Origin of the sequence: Paenibacillus sp. RC21, assembly GCF_044907935.1 — a bacterium.
Classification (GTDB): Bacteria; Bacillota; Bacilli; order Paenibacillales; family Paenibacillaceae; genus Paenibacillus; species Paenibacillus terrae_A.
Genome location: NZ_JBIYCS010000002.1, coordinates 509620 through 528170, shown reverse-complemented (window position 1 = coordinate 528170; position 18551 = coordinate 509620). Strand labels below are relative to the sequence as shown.

The following is an 18551-nucleotide window of genomic DNA, read 5'->3' as shown; positions in this document are numbered from 1 at the left end:
CTTCGGCATGTAACACAGGTAACGAATAAATAAGCTGGCTCCGGATGAGGGAGACCAGCTTATTTTTTTGTGAATAAAACGTTTAAACATTTCGGGACCCATATATCGAGAGGAGACGGGAGTTATGTTTGGTAATGATTGGGATGAAGTTTTACGAGAAGAGGTAGAAAAGTCTTATTTCAATGAATTGAGGTATACATTAGCACGTGAATACAAGATACATAAAGTCTACCCTCCAAAGGAAGATTTGTTTTCTGCACTTAAATTAACACCATATCATCTTACCAAAGCGGTTATATTGGGGCAGGACCCCTATCATGGAGAGGGGCAAGCCCACGGCTTGAGCTTTTCCGTAAGACCAGGTGTGCGTACACCGCCGTCTCTGCAAAATATATATAAAGAGCTGCGCGATGATCTCGGCACCCCCATTCCCAATCAGGGCTACCTTGTTCCTTGGGCAGAGCAGGGAGTGCTGCTGCTGAACAATGTGCTGACCGTGCGTGAAGGACAACCGCAATCTCATCAGGGAATAGGCTGGGAACGTTTCACGGATGCCGTTATTGAGGCGATTAATGAACGTGAGCAGCCGGTAGTGTTCATTTTGTGGGGAAGCCATGCTCAAAAGAAAGCAAGCTTTGTGAATACGAGCAAGCATTTGGTTTTGAAATCCGTCCATCCGAGTCCTTTGGCGGCTCATAGGGGCTTTTTCGGCAGCAAGCCTTTTTCGCAAACCAATGCATTTTTGCTGGAGCATGGAATGGAACCGATTCGGTGGGAGATTCCTAACCGCTAGCACTGGAGGTGAGGACATGCGTCAATGGAAGGGACGTCAGGTCATTTTATATCACGGCAACAACGGTCATACCCAAAAGGTGCGCGGCACGATTGAAAAATGGGATGACACGCACAAGTGCGTTATTTTAGGCCCGAAGATGTTGTCTATTCCTTTTGAAAATATAACGTATATTACGATGCTCCCTCCCGGGCGTGAGCGCAGAAGCCGTCATCCGGCGAAGCTAAATTCTATCGGTTATGTGATGAGCGTTCCATTGCAGTTTGATAATGCCATTCTTTTTCAATCGGCGGTGACCGTTTGGAAAGAAGACCAGCTGATTGCCTACAACACAAAATTGACCAGTCACACGGATTACGATGTCGTTCTGGATGATGGACAAACCTTGTCCAAGGAGGGTCATCTGTTCGTGGTCAGGTCGCTACACGGAGAACTTTAACTGTTATAATCCACCTTTTTTTCTTCCTAAGGGTTCAAATCAAGTAGCTGTTTACCGATAAAGTAATAGGATTGTTAATTATATCCTATTTCATAGAGCTGAAACTAAGGGAGAGAAACGAATGGAACGTATGAAACGTATGAGCAAACGGAGTACCTTCTTACTTGCTGTGCTGATGTTTTTATTTGCAGCATTGCCAGCGGGTTTGATCCAGGCGGCAGAGGAGAGCAAGACCTCTACGGTACAGTGGGACAGTCAAAATCCGACTGCAGTTAATCTGGGTGGAAACCCCGCTCAATTAAAAGTGTGGTCATTGACAGAAAAGGGCAAAGAAGATGTTACACAAAAGGCAGAATGGATCTCTGGAGACTCAAGCATATTAAAGGTAGATAAGGGACTTATTACTCCAGTGTCAAAAGGGCAAATTAAGGTTGTTGCCACATATGAACAGCAAACGGTAAGCACAACGATTACGGTTAAATCGCCTTACAGCAAGCTGCAAATCGATCCATCTGGTCCCATCAATCTGGTGGTGAGCGGAGATTCGAAGAAATTGACTGCCCAAGGTACGCTTACAGCGGGCGGTACAGAAAAAGTATCCGATGTGGAATGGACATCCACGAATCCGTCCGTGGCTACAGTGGAAGATGGTCTGGTTCGTCCTCTTGCCAAGGGCATGACTTACATTAAAGCAAGCAAAGATGAACTCAAAGCACAAACGATCGTGTATGTACGTTCCTCTTCCCAGGCATTAATATTGAGTCCATCCGCTTCCCAATCGGTCTTTCTGGGTAGTTCACCAATTCAGATCAAAGCGACCGATGTGAACCTTACCGGAGGTAAAACTGATGTCACCAGCACTGCAGAATGGACTTCCTCCAATCCGCTGGTTGCCACAGTGGAGCAAGGGAAAATTAGCCCATTGGACGCAGGAAATTCGGTAATTACTGTGTCCTATCACGGCTTGAGCAAGACCTTGAAGGTCAACGTATTGCCGACCATTGAAAAGCTGGTATCAAGCAAAGCGAGCTTATCGCTCGAAACAGGAAGCAAAACGGCTCTTCCGAGCATATCTGCTTACTTGGTCAATGGAGCCAAAAAAGCAGTACAATCCGATATAAAGTGGAGCCTGAGCAATGAAAGTGTTGTCAAAATCGCAGACGGTAAGCTGGTTGCAGTGAATCCGGGTAGCGCAACATTGACAGCTACATTGGGTGCCATCAAGCTGGATATCCCGGTAACTGTGCAATACAAAGTGCTCAAGCTGACCGCTTCCGAGAAAAAGTATGTGCTGGTAGCAGGACAAGAAGTGAGTGTTCCCACGGTAAAAGCACAAATGGCTGGTGGTGGAACGCTCGATGTTACGAATCAGGTAAGCTGGGTGGCTACTACTGCGGCCGTAACAGTGGGAAATGGCAAGGTAAAAGCAGTAAGCGGCGGTAACTCCGGAATCAAGGCCATGTATTTGAATAAATATGTGAAAGTGCCTGTCATCGTAGAAGGAACGATTTCTACGTTGACGCCAAGCCTTTCAAGCGCTGAAATGAATTTGAAAGGGAGTCAATCCGTCAAGGTCATCGGTGCATATACAGATGGTAAAAAAGTTACGCTCAGCAACAAAGTGAAATGGACAACATCCAATGCTTCCGTGGCGATTGTAAAAGGCTCAGCCATCAAAGCGGTTGGGATTGGAACAGCGACGATTACGGGCACATACCAGAATAAGTCGTTTAACATTGAGGTCAAGGTTACACCTAAGCTGCTCAAGCTGGTTTTGAGTAACAAGAACTTGAAGCTTCCTAATGGTTCCTCTCATGTGCTGAGTGTGAATGCGGTTTATGACACAGGCACAATTACCAATGTGACAAGTTCAGCGGTATGGACTTCCTCCAAGCCTTCTATCGTACAGGTTAGCGGAGGACAGGTGAAGGCATTGGCTTACGGAAATTCCAGTATTAAAGTGGTTTATAAAGGTAAGACTGTAGCTACCTCTGTCAGAGTGTTAAAATAATCTTCATGATCGCTTATGCAAAAATAACCCCGGTCAATGACCAGGGGTTATTTTTCAACTTATTCTACGCCGTCCTGATAATGGTTCTTCCAGTGTTTGTCGCCTTTGTGTGAGAAGTCTTCAACCGTCTTTTCCAGCGTGGCCACCAGTTGAGCTTTAATCTCGGAAATGGTATCTCGGAACAGTCTTTCTTCCGTGCCGTTAATTTTTTCACCATACAAAGCCTGAGCGGCTATAAATTGACGATGTTGCTCAACAAAGCTGTCAATTGAATGCAGCGCATGTTCCACGTATTGTGAAATGCTATGATGCTCGCTAGGTAGTTGCAATTTTAACTCCTGTACTCTGTTTAATAATGCCATGATGATCACCTCGTACGTTTTATTATGTCAATAATTATACATCATTTTCGGAAAACTTTCATTAAACTTTGATTAAAATGTGATTTTTTTTATATCACAATTGTCATTTCCAATAGGATGAACTTATTTCCGGAATGATTCCAATTTATCTTCAGATTATTATGTTTTAAAATTAAAATATTTATGGTTAAGATATATGCGTGGCATGTTGCGACAACAGTCTTTCTGGCATGTTATAATAGGGCAAAGCCCAGTCGGAAAGGTTGTCAGTGCGGTATGAAGCTTTTTAAAGGTTTATTTTGGGGAATATTGATCAGTCTTTTCCTGTGGTGTGCCTTCTTTGGGTTTGTCCGCTGGATATCTCATTGAGTCGGGTTATAGAAAATAAAGTTCGGGGATTTCCTTGATTGAAGGTTGTCCACTGGAATAGCTTGAAGGGAAGAGGAAAATTGAAGAAAAAGTTGTTAAGTTTTATAACTCTAGTGCTGCTAGCTACTGGCGTGTATTGGTTTGAAGGTGCCAATCTTCTTACGAAAACGACAGGAGAGAACCCGCCTTCATCGGCTCAGGTTACGTTGCAATTTCCGTCAGGTCGTTATCCTGAAACGGCGCAGCATATCAAGGAAGCCATTCAAGCGGGGAAATCATCCATATGCACAATTGACCGTGAAGGAGCCGAGCAGAATCGCAAGCATTCGCTTACAGGAGTTCCCACTCGTAAAGGATACGATCGTGACGAATGGCCGATGGCTATGTGCTCAGAAGGTGGAAAAGGTGCAAATGTCAAATACATAGCTCCTAAGGATAATCGTGGGGCAGGATCATGGGTCAGTCACCAATTGGATGAGTATGAGGATGGAACTCGCGTAAAATTTGTCGTCAAATAATATGTTATGAGATCGTATCGTTACTTTTTTTTCCCCTTAGTAGGCTCCTGTTTGGCCCTAACCAGAGCCACAAAATTATTTTCCTTAGGCTCCTGTTTGGCTCTAATCAATGCCAAAAAAGCAAAAAAATCACCTAGTGTAGTGAAGCCGGCACCTAATATCGCCAGATCTTCAGCGGATAGTTGATTGAACCATTCCATTTGCTTAGCATCAAACATTTTATCACCGCCAACCATTAATAATGTATAGTATGTTCTGATGGCAACGAAGGTCAGGGCTCTGGCATACCATTTATGTATGCCTGTTTTTTGTGCAGAGGATGTGTAGAACACATGTTAAGACTTAATTTTTATACTAAAATCGTCTCTATCGTTATCGTATTGCTTATTCCTGTGCTAATCCTGTATGTGTATTCGAACCAGACAACGACAGATGTGTTACGTAAGGAGCTGAATCAGTCTAATTATAACCAGTTGACTTTTTTCCAAAATCAGGTGAATACGAATATTGAAATGATATCCTCCTGGCCGCATCTGCTGATTCATGATCCTGACGTAGCCAGTTTTCAAGCGATTTTTTTAAAGGATAAGACTCTCAATCTGGATGGCATTAACCTTGTCAAACGGATCCAAACCAAGCTTGGACTTCAAGAAAGCTCATCGAATTGGAGAACGGGTCTGAATATTTATTCACCTTCGCTTGGACGTGTTGTATCAGAAAAAGGAGCCGGTTTTTATGATCAGAAAGAATTAAAGCAAATGATTAAAAACGGCTGGCAGGTATCTAAAAAAAGGATGTACGGGAAGGATCAGTTCATATTTTCGTTGTATACATTATCCCCGTTTTCTTCACTTGGTAATCCGGAAACCGCTAACACGATTATTAAGGTCGAATTTGACAGCAGCAATATTCAGGACATGCTTGACCGTTTCAAAGGCGATGGACGGAAGGAACCTTTTTATTATAAAAAAGGCGTAGGAGTGATCTATAATCGTACTGCGAATGAAGAGCTGTCAGGCAAGCTGATTACGAAACTGGAGAAGATGGGATTGCATGAAGTTGATAATCTGACCGTGAAAGTTGGAGAAGAGAGTTACCTTGTTCACGCTGTTCTTTCGCAAACGACGGGCTGGTATTTGATTGACTACATGCCTTTGTCCGATATGATGTCTCCGATTTACACATCTAATCGACTATTTTATATAACCGTTGTTGGCTTGCTGCTGGTAGGCTTCATTGGTGCTTATCTGCTTCATTCACAGGTGCAAGTGCCGATTCTTCAGCTTGTGCGGGCATTTCGGAGATTAAAGGATGGGGACTATGCTGTTCGATTGAGTCCGAAGGGGAGTCATGAATTTGCTTTCCTATCTCGTCAATTTAATTTGATGGTCGGACAGATTCAGGAGCTGTTTGAAAAGGTTTATGTTGAGAAGCTACATGTGAAGGAAGCACGTCTAAAACAGCTCCAGTCACAAATTAATCCACACTTTTTCTATAATTGTTTTTCTTTTATTACAAGTATGGCGAAGCTGCGTAATCATGAGGCGGTCGTGGCAATGGCTCATAATTTGTCCAAGTATTATCGATATACGACAAGACAGGAACGGGATTTGGTACCTTTATCGGAGGAAATCGAGTTTGTTCATTATTATTTGAAAATTCAGCAGATGCGTATGCCGCGGCTAACGTTTTCAATTCATGTTTCTTCACAGGCTAACAGTCTGCTGATTCCGTTGCTTGTAGTGCAACCACTAATAGAAAATGCGGTGCTGCATGGGATAGAACCTCAAGCAGAGGATGGTATAATCCGCATTACAACGGAACAGATCGGGCTATATATGTGCTTGATTGTGGATGATAACGGACTCGGTTTGGGCAGGGAGGCTATAACATCCCTGAGATCAGCACTTGACAAGCCTGTAGAAGAGGAAAGCGGCTATGGTTTATGGAATGTGCATCAACGAATGCGATTACATTTTGGGGAAGACGCTGGACTGGACTTCTCATTGTCACCTTTGGGGGGACTGCGCGCGGTTTTAAAATGGCCGCTGTTAACAGAAGAAGAGCAGGCGAATAGCTTGATCAAGCTCAAACCTTCGTCAAATTCGAATATGGTTAAAATGGAGGGACCTGATGGTTCAGATATTACTGGTAGATGATGAGAGCTATGTAACAGAAAGCCTGGTGGCTACGATTCCATGGGAGGCGCTGGGCATTGAGAGGGTTCATCAAGCGGCTTCCGCATTAGCAGCAGTGGATGTGCTGGAAGCGTATGATATTGATATTCTGGTTACGGATATTCGTATGCCTGGCATGACAGGGTTGGAGTTGATTGTTGAGGTAAACGAACGATGGCCGCATATCCGATGTTTGCTACTAACAGGCTATGCCGATTTTGATTATGCTAAAAAGGCACTTCAGCTTAAGGCTTTTGATTATATTTTAAAACCGGTGGATGATGAAGAGTTTATGAAATGTGTATCAGCTGCCATCGATTCGCTAAAGGAAGAATGGGAAGCTTTTAATAAGGTTCATCAATTACAGTATAACCGCAGGACGGATTTTGGTGTGCTGCGCACCCACTTAATGCACGATTTGGTACTTGGACGCGATTTGTCTGTACAGATGATAGAGGACAAGTTATCCCAGTACGAAATCATGTTACGTACGGGACAACCCGCAGGTATGCTGCTTATTCAGATGGGCAAGCATTTTTCTGATATGGATTATCATTCAGTATCCTTAATCGAGTATGCGATTGGAAATATTGCTGAAGAAGTGTTCGCACCCGATTTTCACGTCTGGCACTGTAAAGCACCACATGACTGCTTAATTGTATTAATAGAATCAAATTGGAATAACAATCTGGAAAAGCATGGTATACATCATAAGGAAGAATCAGATGATGTCCCAGAACAGCATGAAATGAAGCGAATAACAGAAATTAGTATGGACGAGCATAGTAGTATTTTGCGGGCGAGTATCGAAACCTTTCGGAAAAATGTGAGCAATTACTTGAAAGGGGAAATTTACGTCACGGTAACTGGTTGGTTTATGTTCCCGGAGGAGCTGCCTAAGGCATATCAGACAGCGATAAGATCCTTATACTGGAACCACCGGGAGGAGGCGGATACGTTGCTATTTGTGGATGAGCAGACAGAACAGTCACACAGGTCAGTCAAGTCGCTGGAGGGAATATATATGCCTCCTACGCTTACTCATCTACTGGAGTCTAGGCAATGGGAGGAAGCTGAAGCGAAGTTGAACCGTGTATTTGGGAAGATAGAAGAAGCAGGATATACCCGCGAACATTTATATGAGCTGTTTATCTCGGTTACGAGCGCCTTTATGTACACGGCACACAAGCAAGGGCGCTTCATTACGCAGATGGATCAAACGGGCTTCGACCCGTTGCATGCGCAGAAAATGGTTCAATCGTTCTCCAACCTTAAGGAATGGATATTTTCCATGATGAACAAGCTTAAATCGGAATGGTCTGCAAGTGAGCAAAGCGCCAAAAGCTATGTGGTCAAACAGGTTCAGGAGCTCATCTCCCAGGATAAAGGTCAGGAGCTGTCTGTTAAGACGCTTGCTGATCAGGTTTATCTTCATCCGGTCTATTTGTCGAAAATATATAAAGCTGAAACCGGAGAAGGTCTGGGAGATTATATCATCCGAATGAGAATGGAGCGGGCTCTTTATTTGCTCAAGTATTCCAACAAAAAAATATATGAAATTACAACTGAATTGGGCTATCAGAATCCCCAATATTTCAGTAAGATGTTCAAAAAGCATTACGGAATGACTCCGCATGAATTTCGGGACCAGTAAAGATGAGACCAAGAAGAGAATAGTAAAGATCAGTTGGGAAAGGTGCAGAAATATTTATTTTGTGACATAGGCTGCGTAGAAAAGCCCTCTTATAATTAAAAGAGTAGAAAATGATTTTTTAAGGGGGAACAATATGCGAGTTCATTCGAAAAAAAAGCTGTTGTCGTTGCTCGCCGCAACTATGGTAATAGGAGTTGGCCTTGTGGGCTGCTCAGGGTCGGGGAATGATGGAAATGCGGCTAGCACAGCTAAAACTGAAAACGTATACAAAGAAAAATACAATCCGGAAGTCACAATTTCCACAGTATGGGGTGTAGATCCCGCCTTAAAATTTAAAAATGGCGAATCTATCGAAAATAACGTTGCGACGAAGTGGGCTAAAGAGAAATTCGGGATTAATGTAAAATCACTCTGGTCTGTCACGGATACGAATGGTGCATTTGCCACCAAGCTGCGTTTGGCTATGTCCTCAGGTCAGGAGATGCCGGACGTCGTTGTACTGGGGACGGAGAATGAGCAACTGGCACAGGATATGATCGATTCCGGTATGTTTGCAGAAGCGGGTCCGTTGTTCGATAAGTATGCTTCGGATTCCTGGAAGCAAGCGATGAATCAGGATTCGAACGTATGGAACCAATATAGTCGGGATGGCAAAAAAATGGGTATTCCTGTGCTGGATTTCGCCTATAATCATGACTATGTGTTGTGGGTACGACAGGATTGGCTGGACAAGCTGGGCATGAAGGCCCCTCAGACGATGGATGAGCTGGAAAAAGTGATGGATGCTTTTAAAAACAAAAATCCGGACGGATTGTCTCCGGACAAAGTTATTCCGCTCAGCATCGGTTTCAAAACGTCCATGAACACTTGGATGGGTGACCCGTCCTGGATTTTTGGGGCATACGGTACACTCCCGCAACAGTGGAACAAAGGTACGAACGGCAGTCTGGAATATGGCTCCGTGCAGCCTGGCATGAAGCCGGGTTTACAAAAGCTTAGCGAGTGGCTCAAAAAGGGATATATTCCGCAGGAAGCAGCATTGTGGGATGAGAATAAGACGGCAGAACCCACAGTCGCGGGAACAGCAGGTATGATCCCGGGCCCATACTGGATGAGCGGCTGGCCGCTTCAGGACACGGTCAAAAATGCGCCGGGCGCCGTATGGAAGCCGATCAAGATTCCGGCAGGGCCTGACGGTAAAGCCATGCGGCACGGTACGCAATACACCAATGGTGTCGTACTGATCAACAAACAAATGCAGCATCCTGAAGCTTTTTTCACCTATCAAAATTACCTGTTTGATCACTTTGCAAATGCCAAATCGGAAGGGGATTTGGCGAACGGGATGTTTAAGGGCTACGACTATGATTTGGATGCGGGCGGAAAGCTGTTGCCGATCGACAAAATAGCAGGAGGTTATGTAAACTCTGTTCGTTATTTGCTGGTTCGTGATGGTGCGCGTATACCTGATGCCCAAATGAAAGCTTTGTTAAGCTTGGCTAACGGCGGGGAAGCGAAGACCCGTCTGGAGAAGGATGTAATGGTTAATTACGGGAAAGGCACTCCTGCGGCTGCCAAGGTGTTGATGGAACAAAAGGACATCTCCATGAAGGATCAGTTCACGGGGCCTACTACGCCAACGATGAAGGCTAAAAAGGACTATCTGGACAAGATTGAAAACCAGACCTTCAATGAAATTATTTATGGTAAACAGCCGATTTCGGCCTTTGACACCTTCGTGCAGACGTGGAAGACTGCCGGAGGCGAACAAATTACAAATGAAGTGAACGAATGGTATAAAAGTGTTGAAAAGTAATAACAGTTAAAACGGGTTAACAGGCTGTCCCAAACGGGCAGCCTTTTTAATACAGATTATCAGAATGAATTGGAAATGAATGCATTATAATGATGCTTGCGAGATAGACTTTCATTCACCGGGTGAGACTAAAAAATGATTGCTTTTGTGCCATGTATGTTGGTTTTTTGAACTGTTGGGAGAGTAGAATCGTCTTTATAATTGAAGTATAACATGAGAGTTACAGGAGGAACTGCAATGAGAAGTCTGCAACGTACGTGGCCATTTCATATTATGCTACTGCCAGCCATCATTTTCTTAATTGTATTTAGCTACATTCCGATGGGCGGCATTGTGATGGCCTTTCAAAATTACAAGCCTTGGCTCGGCATAACCGGTTCCGAGTGGGTTGGACTGGACAATTTCCGCTTTTTGTTTCAACGGGAAGACAGTCTTCAGGTCGTCTGGAATACGCTCATTATCGCGGTATTAAAGATGTTTTTCAATCTGCTGATTCCGTTTGTTTTTGCTATACTGCTCAATGAAATCCGCAAGGTTGGACTTCAGCGTTCCATTCAGACACTGGTCTACCTGCCACACTTTCTGTCGTGGGTAATCTTGGGCGGAATTCTGGTTGACCTGTTGGCTACAGATGGATTTATGAACCGTATTCTCGGAAGTTTCGGGATCCAGCCCATTTTCTTTCTGGGAGATAATAACTGGTTTCGCTTTACTGTCATTGTGTCGGATATATGGAAGGAGTTTGGCTACAACACCATCGTATTTCTCGCCGCACTGGCGGGCATTAATCCTTCGTTGTACGAAGCATCCGAGATGGATGGGGCAAGCCGCTGGAGACAGACGCTACACATCACTGTACCTTCGTTGATTCCTATGGTGGTGGTTGTCGGTACGCTTGCACTCGGCAATGTCCTGAATGCCGGTTTTGACCAGATTTTTAACCTTTATAATCCGTTGGTATACCAAAAAGGCGATATTATTGACACCTTCGTCTACCGGACAGCCTTAATTAATGGGGAAATGGGCTTTGCTACCGCCATTGGGTTATTCAAATCCGTTATTAGTATGGTTCTCATTCTGATATCTTATCGACTTGCTTACAAATGGGCAGGTTACCGCATATTTTGATTCTACGAGGCTGAAAGAGGGAGAGTCATGTATCATAAAACAACGGCATATCGCATCTTCAATGTGTTTAATATTTGTTTGCTTGTGTTTTTATCCATCCTGTGTATCGTTCCGCTGATTCATGTATTGGCGGTATCATTTAGTGCCAAATCAGCAGCAGACGCCAATCTGGTTGGACTGTGGCCGGTGCAATTTTCATTAGAAGCCTACAAGAAGACGATGAATAATCCTATTTTTCTGCACTCTATCTGGATTTCTGTTCTCCGGACCGTGCTGGGAACTGGTTTGACGCTGCTCATTACCTTCTTAGCTGCTTATCCACTTTCAAAGGAAACATCTGTGTTCCGTAGCCGAAACGTATATTCATGGCTGTTTGTATTCAGTATGATTTTTAACGGTGGCCTGGTTCCATTCTATATGGTTATTCAAAAGATTCATCTAATGGACAGCTTTTGGGTACTTGTTTTGCCAGGAGCGGTCAATACATTTCTGGTAATCCTCATGTTGAACTTTTTTAGAGGAATACCCAAAGAGATGGAGGAGGCCGCACTGATTGACGGGGCAGGTCATTTTCGGACCTTGTTTAGTATATTTTTGCCGATATCCATGCCATCTATTGCGACGATTGCGTTGTTTAGTATGGTATTTCACTGGAACTCATGGTTTGATGGCCTGCTTTATTTGAGCAATGCCAAGGATTATCCATTGGCTACATTCCTGCAAACGGTAATCATTCAGAAGGATATGAGCTCCATGAGTATGAGTCCCAAAGAGATGGAGTTGCTTTCGCAAACGACAGTGAATGCAGCGCAAATTTTTATTGGTGCAGCCCCTATTCTGATTGTATATCCATTTTTACAAAAGTATTTTGTTAAAGGTATGACGCTTGGTTCTGTCAAGGAGTAAACAGCATTGATTAAAAGGAGATGATTTATAGTGTCACAGCAAAACATAATCAAATACCCGCCAATCAGTGAGCGAGTTCCACGTATGCTGCATGGGGCGGATTATAACCCGGAGCAATGGCAGCATTATCCCGAGGTGCTAAATGAGGATATTCGGCTGATGAAGCAGGCTAAATGTAATGTGATGTCCGTCGGCATATTCTCATGGGTTTCATTGGAGCCTGAGGAGGGTGTATTCACGTTCGAATGGCTGGACCGTATCCTGGATTCGTTTGCTGAAAACGGGATCTATGCGTTTTTGGCTACTCCTAGTGGAGCAAGACCGGCCTGGATGTCGCAGAAATATCCAGAGGTATTGCGTGTGGAGGCTAACCGTGTCCGTAACTTGCACGGGTTTCGTCATAATCACTGTTCTACGTCGCCTGTCTACGGGGAAAAAGTACGTATCATGAATACGAAGCTGGCCGAGCGTTATGCAAATCATCCGGCTGTCATTGGTTGGCATATTTCCAATGAATTTGGTGGGGATTGCCACTGTGATTATTGTCAGGAGGCATTTCGCGTTTGGGTGAAGGATAAATACGGCACGTTGGATAAGCTTAATCACGCATGGTGGACGACCTTTTGGAGTCATACGGTTACGGATTGGAGTCAAATCGAATCTCCGGCCCCTCACGGTGAAACGCAGGTCCATGCTATGAATTTGGACTGGAGACGCTTTGTAACTGATCAGACCGCAGATTTTATCAAAAATGAGATTATACCGCTCAAAGCTGCAAACCCGGCGCTTCCGGTCACCACAAATCTGATGGAGTTTTTTGAAGGATTGAATTACTGGAAGTTTGCCGATCTGCTCGATGTTGTATCCTGGGACAGCTATCCAACGTGGCATGACCGTGGGGGAGATGATAGCCGTCAGGCTGCCAAAGTGGCCATGATGCATGATATTATCCGTTCAATCAAGGGCGGGAAGCCTTGGATGCTGATGGAGAGTACGCCAAGCTTGACGAATTGGCAGGAGATTAGCAAGCTGAAGCGGCCGGGTATGCATCTGCTATCGTCTTTACAGGCTGTGGCACACGGATCAGATACAGTCCAGTATTTCCAGTGGCGGAAAAGCCGCGGTTCGAGTGAAAAATTGCATGGTGCAGTCGTCGATCATGTGGGGCATGAGCATACTCGGGTGTTTGGGGATGTGACAAATGTGGGCAACGCGCTGGAAAAACTGGAGGAGGTTATCGGCACATCTGTACCAGCAGAGGCGGCAGTTATTTTTGATTGGGAGAATCGCTGGGCGGTCAACGACTCACAAGGGCCACGTAATAAAGGTGTAAAATATGAGGAGACAGCCGAAGCACATTATTTGGCTTTGTGGGAGCAGGGTGTGCCTGTAGATGTCATTCATATGGATGCAGATTTCTCCAAATACAAACTTGTGGTAGCTCCAATGCTATATATGGTGCGCAGCGGTGTAGGTGAGCGAATACAAAAGTTTGTTGAAAGCGGTGGCATTTTTGTAGCAACCTATTGGTCCGGTATTGTGGATGAACATGATTTGTGCTTCCTTGGAGGCTTTCCGGGGCCGCTTCGTAAGACGCTTGGGATCTGGTCGGAAGAGATTGACGGGCTGCATGATCACGACCGTAATCATATTTTGCCAGTTGAAGGCAATGAGTTGGATCTGCATGGCGAATATGAGGCTGTAGAACTGTGCGATCTCATTCATACGGAAGGTGCAGAGGTACTGGCTGTATACGGTTCAGACTTTTATGCAGGACGCCCAGCCTTGACGGTGAACCGCTTGGGACAGGGAAAAGCTTATTATATCGCCTCACGCAACACCGGATCGTTCAACAGTCATTTTTACAGAAGTTTGATTGATGGCGCAGGAATTAGTAAAGCACTCGATGTTCAGTTGCCGCATGGAGTGAATACGGCGATTCGTACCGATGGAGTCCATGATTATATTTTCATGCTGAATTTCACTCATGAGCCGCAAGAGATTAGGCTGGATGGACGAATTTATGCGGATATGCTCGAAAATCATGTGGTGGAAGACGGCAAGGTTCTATTGGATGCCTATGCTGTTAAGGTACTAAAGACAGAGCGGAGTAAATCGGAAATAGTATAGAGTGTGATGGCTGACGTTTTCCCGAATGAGGGATCTGGGTAGATTTGTCAGAGACAATGAGGGGTACACAATTCAGATGGGGGATGACTTATGAAAACAAGTAAACGGACTATGGTATTTGTGATGTTGATCTTGTTATCCAGCTTTTTGTATCCATTTGGCTCTGCGGGATTAGGTGCGGCCTCGGCCGCCCCTGCTTTTGCCAAAGGAGCAGATATAAGCTGGGTAGCAGGAATGGAAGCGCAAGGTAGGACCTGGAAGGATAAAAAAGGGGTTCGCGGAGATGTGCTGCAAATTTTGCGGGACGATTATCAGATCAACTCGGTGCGTATCCGGGTGTGGGTAAACCCTGACATGAAGGATTATGGAAGCGGATACATGAATGCCGAAAAGGCAGCAGAACTGGCGCAGCGAGCTAAAAAATTGGGTATGAGCGTCATGCTGACGCTGCACTACAGCGATTCATGGGCTGATCCCGGGCAGCAGAACAAACCTTATGCGTGGCGAAATCTTACATTTACGCAACTTATGGATGCGGTCTGGTCTCATACGGTTTATGTTATGAACACGATGAAAAGCAAGGGGGTAACACCGGATTGGGTGCAAATCGGCAATGAAACGAACAATGGAATGCTCTGGGAAGACGGCAAAGCCTCAGTGAACATGAAAAACTACGCCTGGCTCGTCAATACAGGGAATAATGCTGTAAAATCGGTAAGCAGCAGTACTAAAACGATCGTACACCTGGCAAACGGGGATAGTGGCTCCACCTTAGCCTGGAATATTGGCGGCTTAATTGACAATGGAGCTCAGTTTGACCTCATCGGGTTTTCTCTGTATCCGTCTCCTTCGAACTGGCAGGGAAAAGTGAACCAGACGATTACCAATACCAATGATCTCATTGCAAAATACGGCAAAGGTATTGTTATCAGTGAAATCGGAATGGAATATAATGAACCTGCAACCTCAAAGGCATTTATTGCAGACATCAAAACGAAGGTTCGTAGTATCACGGGCGGCAAAGGCTTGGGAGTATTTTATTGGGAGCCGGCTGCAACCCCAGGTTATAATCAGGGCTATAACAAAGGTGCTTGGCAGGCTGACGGTAAGCCAACCTCAGCGCTGGAAGGCTTTATAAACTAGAGTACGTGACGAGTATGTCAAAGAACCTCTAATCCGCACAATGTGCAGAATAGAGGTTCTTTGTTTTCGTTGGTTTATTGAAGGTAGATCGTTAGGATTTCCGGTTTACCTTGAAGAATGAAATAAGCTCTCCTAACTCCCCGGACATCATGGTAAGCTTGTCGGAAGCTTTGACGATAGAAGCCATCGACTCAGCCTGTTCTCCAATGGTGTGCTCAATTTGTTTGCTGCTGTCTGCTGTTTTGCTTACTGTGGAAGACAGCTCGTCAGAGGTTGCTGACATTTCCTGCGTACTGGCTGAAATCTGCTGCGTCGCACTGGATACCTCCTGAATTTGTGACGATACATTATTGGCCGCATTCAAAATCTCCGAGAACATTTCGCCCGTCTGACGTGTGACTTCCAGCCCGACTTGAACTTCCTTCGCGCCTAGACTCATTCCTTCTACCGTTTGTTCAATTTCCTTTTGAATTTCCCCAATAAGCTCGGCAATTTGTCTAGCGGATTCTTGAGATTGCTCAGCCAAATTACGCACTTCTCCTGCTACTACTGCAAAGCCTTTACCTTCCTCACCTACTCTGGCGGCCTCAATGGAGGCATTCAGTGCGAGCAGATTGGTTTGGCTGGCAATGCCTGTAATGATGCTTACGATATTACTGATTTCGTTAGATCGGTTCTGTAGCGCATTAACGGAATCAACTGTTCTTTCTATTGTAGTAGAGATAGAATCCATTTGAGTAGATAGCTTCTGGGCTACCTGGTTGCCTTCTACCGAGCGTTTTTCCATGGAATAAGCTTGATCTGATACGGAAGATGAGCTTTCGGCAATGGTTTGGATAACCGTAGACATTTCATTCATAGCCCGGGAGCTTTCAAGCGCAGCTTGATCCTGGGATTCAAGTCCTTGGGTTATTTCCTGAATATTGCTATTAATGATGTTCGTATTCTCACTGTTTTTCTCGCTAATACTTAGCAATTCCTGAGCTGATCCTGTAACCTCTTGCGTCGTATCCTGTACTTTTACCATCGTATCGTTAATACGTTTGATCATGGTATTAAACTTTTGATTGATAATGCCAAGATCATCCTGGCCTGTTTTGATGCTAACATTCAGATTGCCCTCGCTCACTTCCTCGATGCCCTTCATCAAGCTGCGAATCGGGGAAAGGGTACGTTTTACCAGCAAATATTGAATGGTTAAGAAAATAGCAAGGAACAGAATGAGCAGGGATACACCGTATAAAAGCAGTTTATGAAGTCCGGCAGGCACTGAGCTTGCGTCTACGTCAAAGTAGATGGCGCTCGTAATTTTACCGCTTGCATCAGTAATGGGATAAACAATGGTAGTCCATGTGCCATAATCGTCGGAATAAAAGCTGCTCAACGCCGATTCTTTCGATTTTAGCATTTCATTTACGGCGTTTACGTTTTCAATAGGAAGAGCATACATATCCCCTATGTTCATTTTGGAATCTTGGAACGATTGAACCAGATTTGTGGGAACGCCAATGATGGAGGTTTGGTCTCCTTCTTTTAACTCTGTACCAAATATGTAAGCTTGGGCAACATTAGGATAAAAGGTGTGAATGGAGTCGAGAAATTTGCGTAAATCCTGTTGAACAGAGCCATTATAATCTTTCTCGGTCAAGGCTTGCTCTACTTTCGTTTTATCGACATCATTTGCCCATTTTTTGGTTAACACCTTAACCTGGTCTTGCAACTGTGTGGTCAGAATGTTCTTTTGAAGTATGTAGCTGGATGTGATGAGAATCGTACCGATCAATACGATGTTAAGGAATGAAATCAATAGATTTTTACCAAAAAAGGACATAGTACTCCACTTCAAGTTTTTCACGTGCTTCTTCTCCTTTAAGTTGAACTATATTTTTAATATACAACCTATACCTTATATATTTCGTCAATTAGCTTTCTAAATGTTAGATATTTATTAAATTTGGAGAATATCGGTTACATATTGGTGAAATATAGTGACAAAAACCGACAAAGATTCTTTTCACTTTCATATGGGAAAAATGGGGTTTGGAGGAGAAAAGGAAATGGGAGGCTACATAATAACAACGGTGGCTTACAACGAAAGAACGTTGTGGAACGACCGCTTGTCGGCATGAATAATTCATTTTATTGTTTGGACAATATTTAAAAAATAAGATATTAAGGAACAGACGAGCACCCTAAGATCATGTATATGTCTGCATCACGTCGAGGCTTATAGAAAATCCTGCCCCTTATATAAGCAATGAAATGAGCAAGGGGAGGGAAATAAGCGACAATACTGAGCTGATGACAAATGCAGATGCGGCTTCCGTTTCCAGCGTTTCATAGCGGGTAGCAATTATAGCGGCTACCGCCGAGCCTGGAAATGCAACAAGCAGTACAGCTTTGGTTATATCTTCATGGGACAGTCCTACGAGTACAGCGATGCCTAGCATGACTATAGGCATGACGATGGCTTTCAGTACAGCAATGCTAATTGCTTTGGGACTGAACGTAATCTTTTTGATTCCGATGGTTACCCCGATGGCAAACAAGGCTGTACCAGAAGTGACGTTGCCGATTTGATCAAACATGGATTGCAGCAACTTCGGAGCCTGAAATCCACAAAGGGTGAGTATGACGCCGATCAACGGTACACAGGCAAGTGGCTCGCTGAGTCCGTGAAGGACTGATTTCATAGTAACTTTAAACAAGTTGCCTTGTTCCTTCGTTTCTGAGTTGCGCTGACCGACCGTTCCTAAAATACTTGCAAGTGGATCAAGAATCGCATTAACGACGATGCCAGTGATCGCAGTCGGAATGGCGACAGCAGCGCTTCCGAATAAGCTGCCGAGAACCGGTATTCCCATAAACGCAAAAGAAGGCTGAGTTGAATTCAAAGCGAACATGGAGGATTCGGTCAGAGCTTTTTTGGCAATTAAGCGATATCCTACGAGCAATACGATATAAAAGCCGATAATCCCAAGAAGCAGGGTTAAATGCTTTGAACAAACCTGCAACATAACCAATTAAAATAACAAAGAAAATAGGAATTAAAATGATAAAAATATGACCTGTAGCCATGATGTCGCCTCCAATAATGAAGATGTC

General features: G+C 44.3%; 14 protein-coding genes and 1 pseudogene. 11 read left to right on the top strand and 4 right to left on the bottom strand.

What is annotated here, in order from left to right:
* The first annotated feature begins 124 nt into the window (after window positions 1–124).
* From ABIA61_RS07690 to ABIA61_RS07680, 3 genes are all read left to right on the top strand, one after another.
* A complete protein-coding gene (locus ABIA61_RS07690) occupies window positions 125–793 on the top strand; it encodes a uracil-DNA glycosylase (RefSeq protein WP_283652433.1) in 669 nt (222 codons plus the stop codon).
* A 16-nt stretch (window positions 794–809) separates the two neighbouring features.
* Window positions 810–1232 carry a YolD-like family protein gene (locus tag ABIA61_RS07685; protein WP_044648213.1) on the top strand — a complete coding sequence of 141 codons (423 nt, stop codon included), beginning with the start codon at window positions 810–812 and terminating at the stop codon, window positions 1230–1232.
* Between the two features lie 121 nt (window positions 1233–1353).
* On the top strand, window positions 1354–3243 hold the full coding sequence (locus tag ABIA61_RS07680) for an Ig-like domain-containing protein (protein WP_283652432.1): 1890 nt from the start codon (window positions 1354–1356) through the stop codon (window positions 3241–3243).
* A 59-nt stretch (window positions 3244–3302) separates the two neighbouring features.
* Here ABIA61_RS07680 and ABIA61_RS07675 read toward each other — a convergent pair whose 3' ends face one another.
* A complete protein-coding gene (locus ABIA61_RS07675; RefSeq protein WP_025683436.1) occupies window positions 3303–3605 on the bottom strand; it encodes a hypothetical protein in 303 nt (100 codons plus the stop codon).
* 449 nt (window positions 3606–4054) lie between these two features.
* Between ABIA61_RS07675 and ABIA61_RS07670 the strand changes: the two genes are divergently transcribed.
* Window positions 4055–4492 carry a NucA/NucB deoxyribonuclease domain-containing protein gene (locus ABIA61_RS07670; protein WP_283652430.1) on the top strand — a complete coding sequence of 146 codons (438 nt, stop codon included), beginning with the start codon at window positions 4055–4057 and terminating at the stop codon, window positions 4490–4492.
* Window positions 4493–4512: 20 nt separating this feature from the next.
* On the opposite strand, the gene ABIA61_RS07665 is transcribed toward ABIA61_RS07670, so the two are convergent.
* The gene (locus tag ABIA61_RS07665) at window positions 4513–4824 is read right to left on the bottom strand and encodes a hypothetical protein (RefSeq protein ID WP_404529619.1); all 312 of its coding nucleotides are present in this window, start codon (window positions 4822–4824) and stop codon (window positions 4513–4515) included.
* Between ABIA61_RS07665 and ABIA61_RS07660 the strand changes: the two genes are divergently transcribed.
* The 7 genes from ABIA61_RS07660 to ABIA61_RS07630 all read left to right on the top strand — a co-directional run bounded on the left by ABIA61_RS07660 (window position 4825) and on the right by ABIA61_RS07630 (window position 15446).
* Complete coding sequence (locus tag ABIA61_RS07660; RefSeq protein ID WP_283652429.1) at window positions 4825–6651, top strand: sensor histidine kinase; 1827 nt, start codon at window positions 4825–4827, stop codon at window positions 6649–6651.
* Window positions 6626–8323 (top strand): response regulator transcription factor, encoded by a 1698-nt coding sequence (locus tag ABIA61_RS07655; RefSeq protein ID WP_283652428.1) that lies wholly within the window; start codon window positions 6626–6628, stop codon window positions 8321–8323. Before ABIA61_RS07660 ends, ABIA61_RS07655 begins: the two co-directional genes overlap by 26 nt.
* A gap of 133 nt (window positions 8324–8456) precedes the next feature.
* On the top strand, window positions 8457–10139 hold the full coding sequence (locus ABIA61_RS07650; protein ID WP_283652427.1) for a type 2 periplasmic-binding domain-containing protein: 1683 nt from the start codon (window positions 8457–8459) through the stop codon (window positions 10137–10139).
* A 237-nt stretch (window positions 10140–10376) separates the two neighbouring features.
* Window positions 10377–11267, top strand: a complete 891-nt coding sequence (locus tag ABIA61_RS07645; protein WP_283652426.1) for an ABC transporter permease — start codon at window positions 10377–10379, stop codon at window positions 11265–11267.
* A 27-nt stretch (window positions 11268–11294) separates the two neighbouring features.
* Entirely contained in the window at window positions 11295–12173 is an 879-nt protein-coding gene (locus ABIA61_RS07640; protein WP_283652425.1) for a carbohydrate ABC transporter permease, read from the top strand.
* 84 nt (window positions 12174–12257) lie between these two features.
* Complete coding sequence (locus ABIA61_RS07635) at window positions 12258–14303, top strand: beta-galactosidase (protein WP_404580036.1); 2046 nt, start codon at window positions 12258–12260, stop codon at window positions 14301–14303.
* A 90-nt stretch (window positions 14304–14393) separates the two neighbouring features.
* Complete coding sequence (locus ABIA61_RS07630; protein WP_283652423.1) at window positions 14394–15446, top strand: glycoside hydrolase family 53 protein; 1053 nt, start codon at window positions 14394–14396, stop codon at window positions 15444–15446.
* A 91-nt stretch (window positions 15447–15537) separates the two neighbouring features.
* Here ABIA61_RS07630 and ABIA61_RS07625 read toward each other — a convergent pair whose 3' ends face one another.
* Both ABIA61_RS07625 and ABIA61_RS07620 read right to left on the bottom strand, forming a co-directional pair.
* Complete coding sequence (locus tag ABIA61_RS07625) at window positions 15538–17301, bottom strand: methyl-accepting chemotaxis protein (protein WP_283652422.1); 1764 nt, start codon at window positions 17299–17301, stop codon at window positions 15538–15540.
* Window positions 17302–17692: 391 nt separating this feature from the next.
* A pseudogene (locus tag ABIA61_RS07620) lies at window positions 17693–18524 on the bottom strand (AEC family transporter).
* Window positions 18525–18551 lie beyond the last annotated feature (27 nt).

Coding starts and splice junctions, on each gene's coding strand:
- ABIA61_RS07690 (WP_283652433.1), top strand. CDS start 125: ATGTTTGGTAATGATTGGGATGAAGTTTTACGAGAAGAGGTAGAAAAG.
- ABIA61_RS07635 (WP_404580036.1), top strand. CDS start 12,258: ATGCTGCATGGGGCGGATTATAACCCGGAGCAATGGCAGCATTATCCC.
- ABIA61_RS07680 (WP_283652432.1), top strand. CDS start 1,354: ATGGAACGTATGAAACGTATGAGCAAACGGAGTACCTTCTTACTTGCT.
- ABIA61_RS07685 (WP_044648213.1), top strand. CDS start 810: ATGCGTCAATGGAAGGGACGTCAGGTCATTTTATATCACGGCAACAAC.
- ABIA61_RS07630 (WP_283652423.1), top strand. CDS start 14,394: ATGAAAACAAGTAAACGGACTATGGTATTTGTGATGTTGATCTTGTTA.
- ABIA61_RS07650 (WP_283652427.1), top strand. CDS start 8,457: ATGCGAGTTCATTCGAAAAAAAAGCTGTTGTCGTTGCTCGCCGCAACT.
- ABIA61_RS07640 (WP_283652425.1), top strand. CDS start 11,295: ATGTATCATAAAACAACGGCATATCGCATCTTCAATGTGTTTAATATT.
- ABIA61_RS07675 (WP_025683436.1), bottom strand. CDS start 3,605: ATGGCATTATTAAACAGAGTACAGGAGTTAAAATTGCAACTACCTAGC.
- ABIA61_RS07655 (WP_283652428.1), top strand. CDS start 6,626: ATGGTTCAGATATTACTGGTAGATGATGAGAGCTATGTAACAGAAAGC.
- ABIA61_RS07645 (WP_283652426.1), top strand. CDS start 10,377: ATGAGAAGTCTGCAACGTACGTGGCCATTTCATATTATGCTACTGCCA.
- ABIA61_RS07660 (WP_283652429.1), top strand. CDS start 4,825: ATGTTAAGACTTAATTTTTATACTAAAATCGTCTCTATCGTTATCGTA.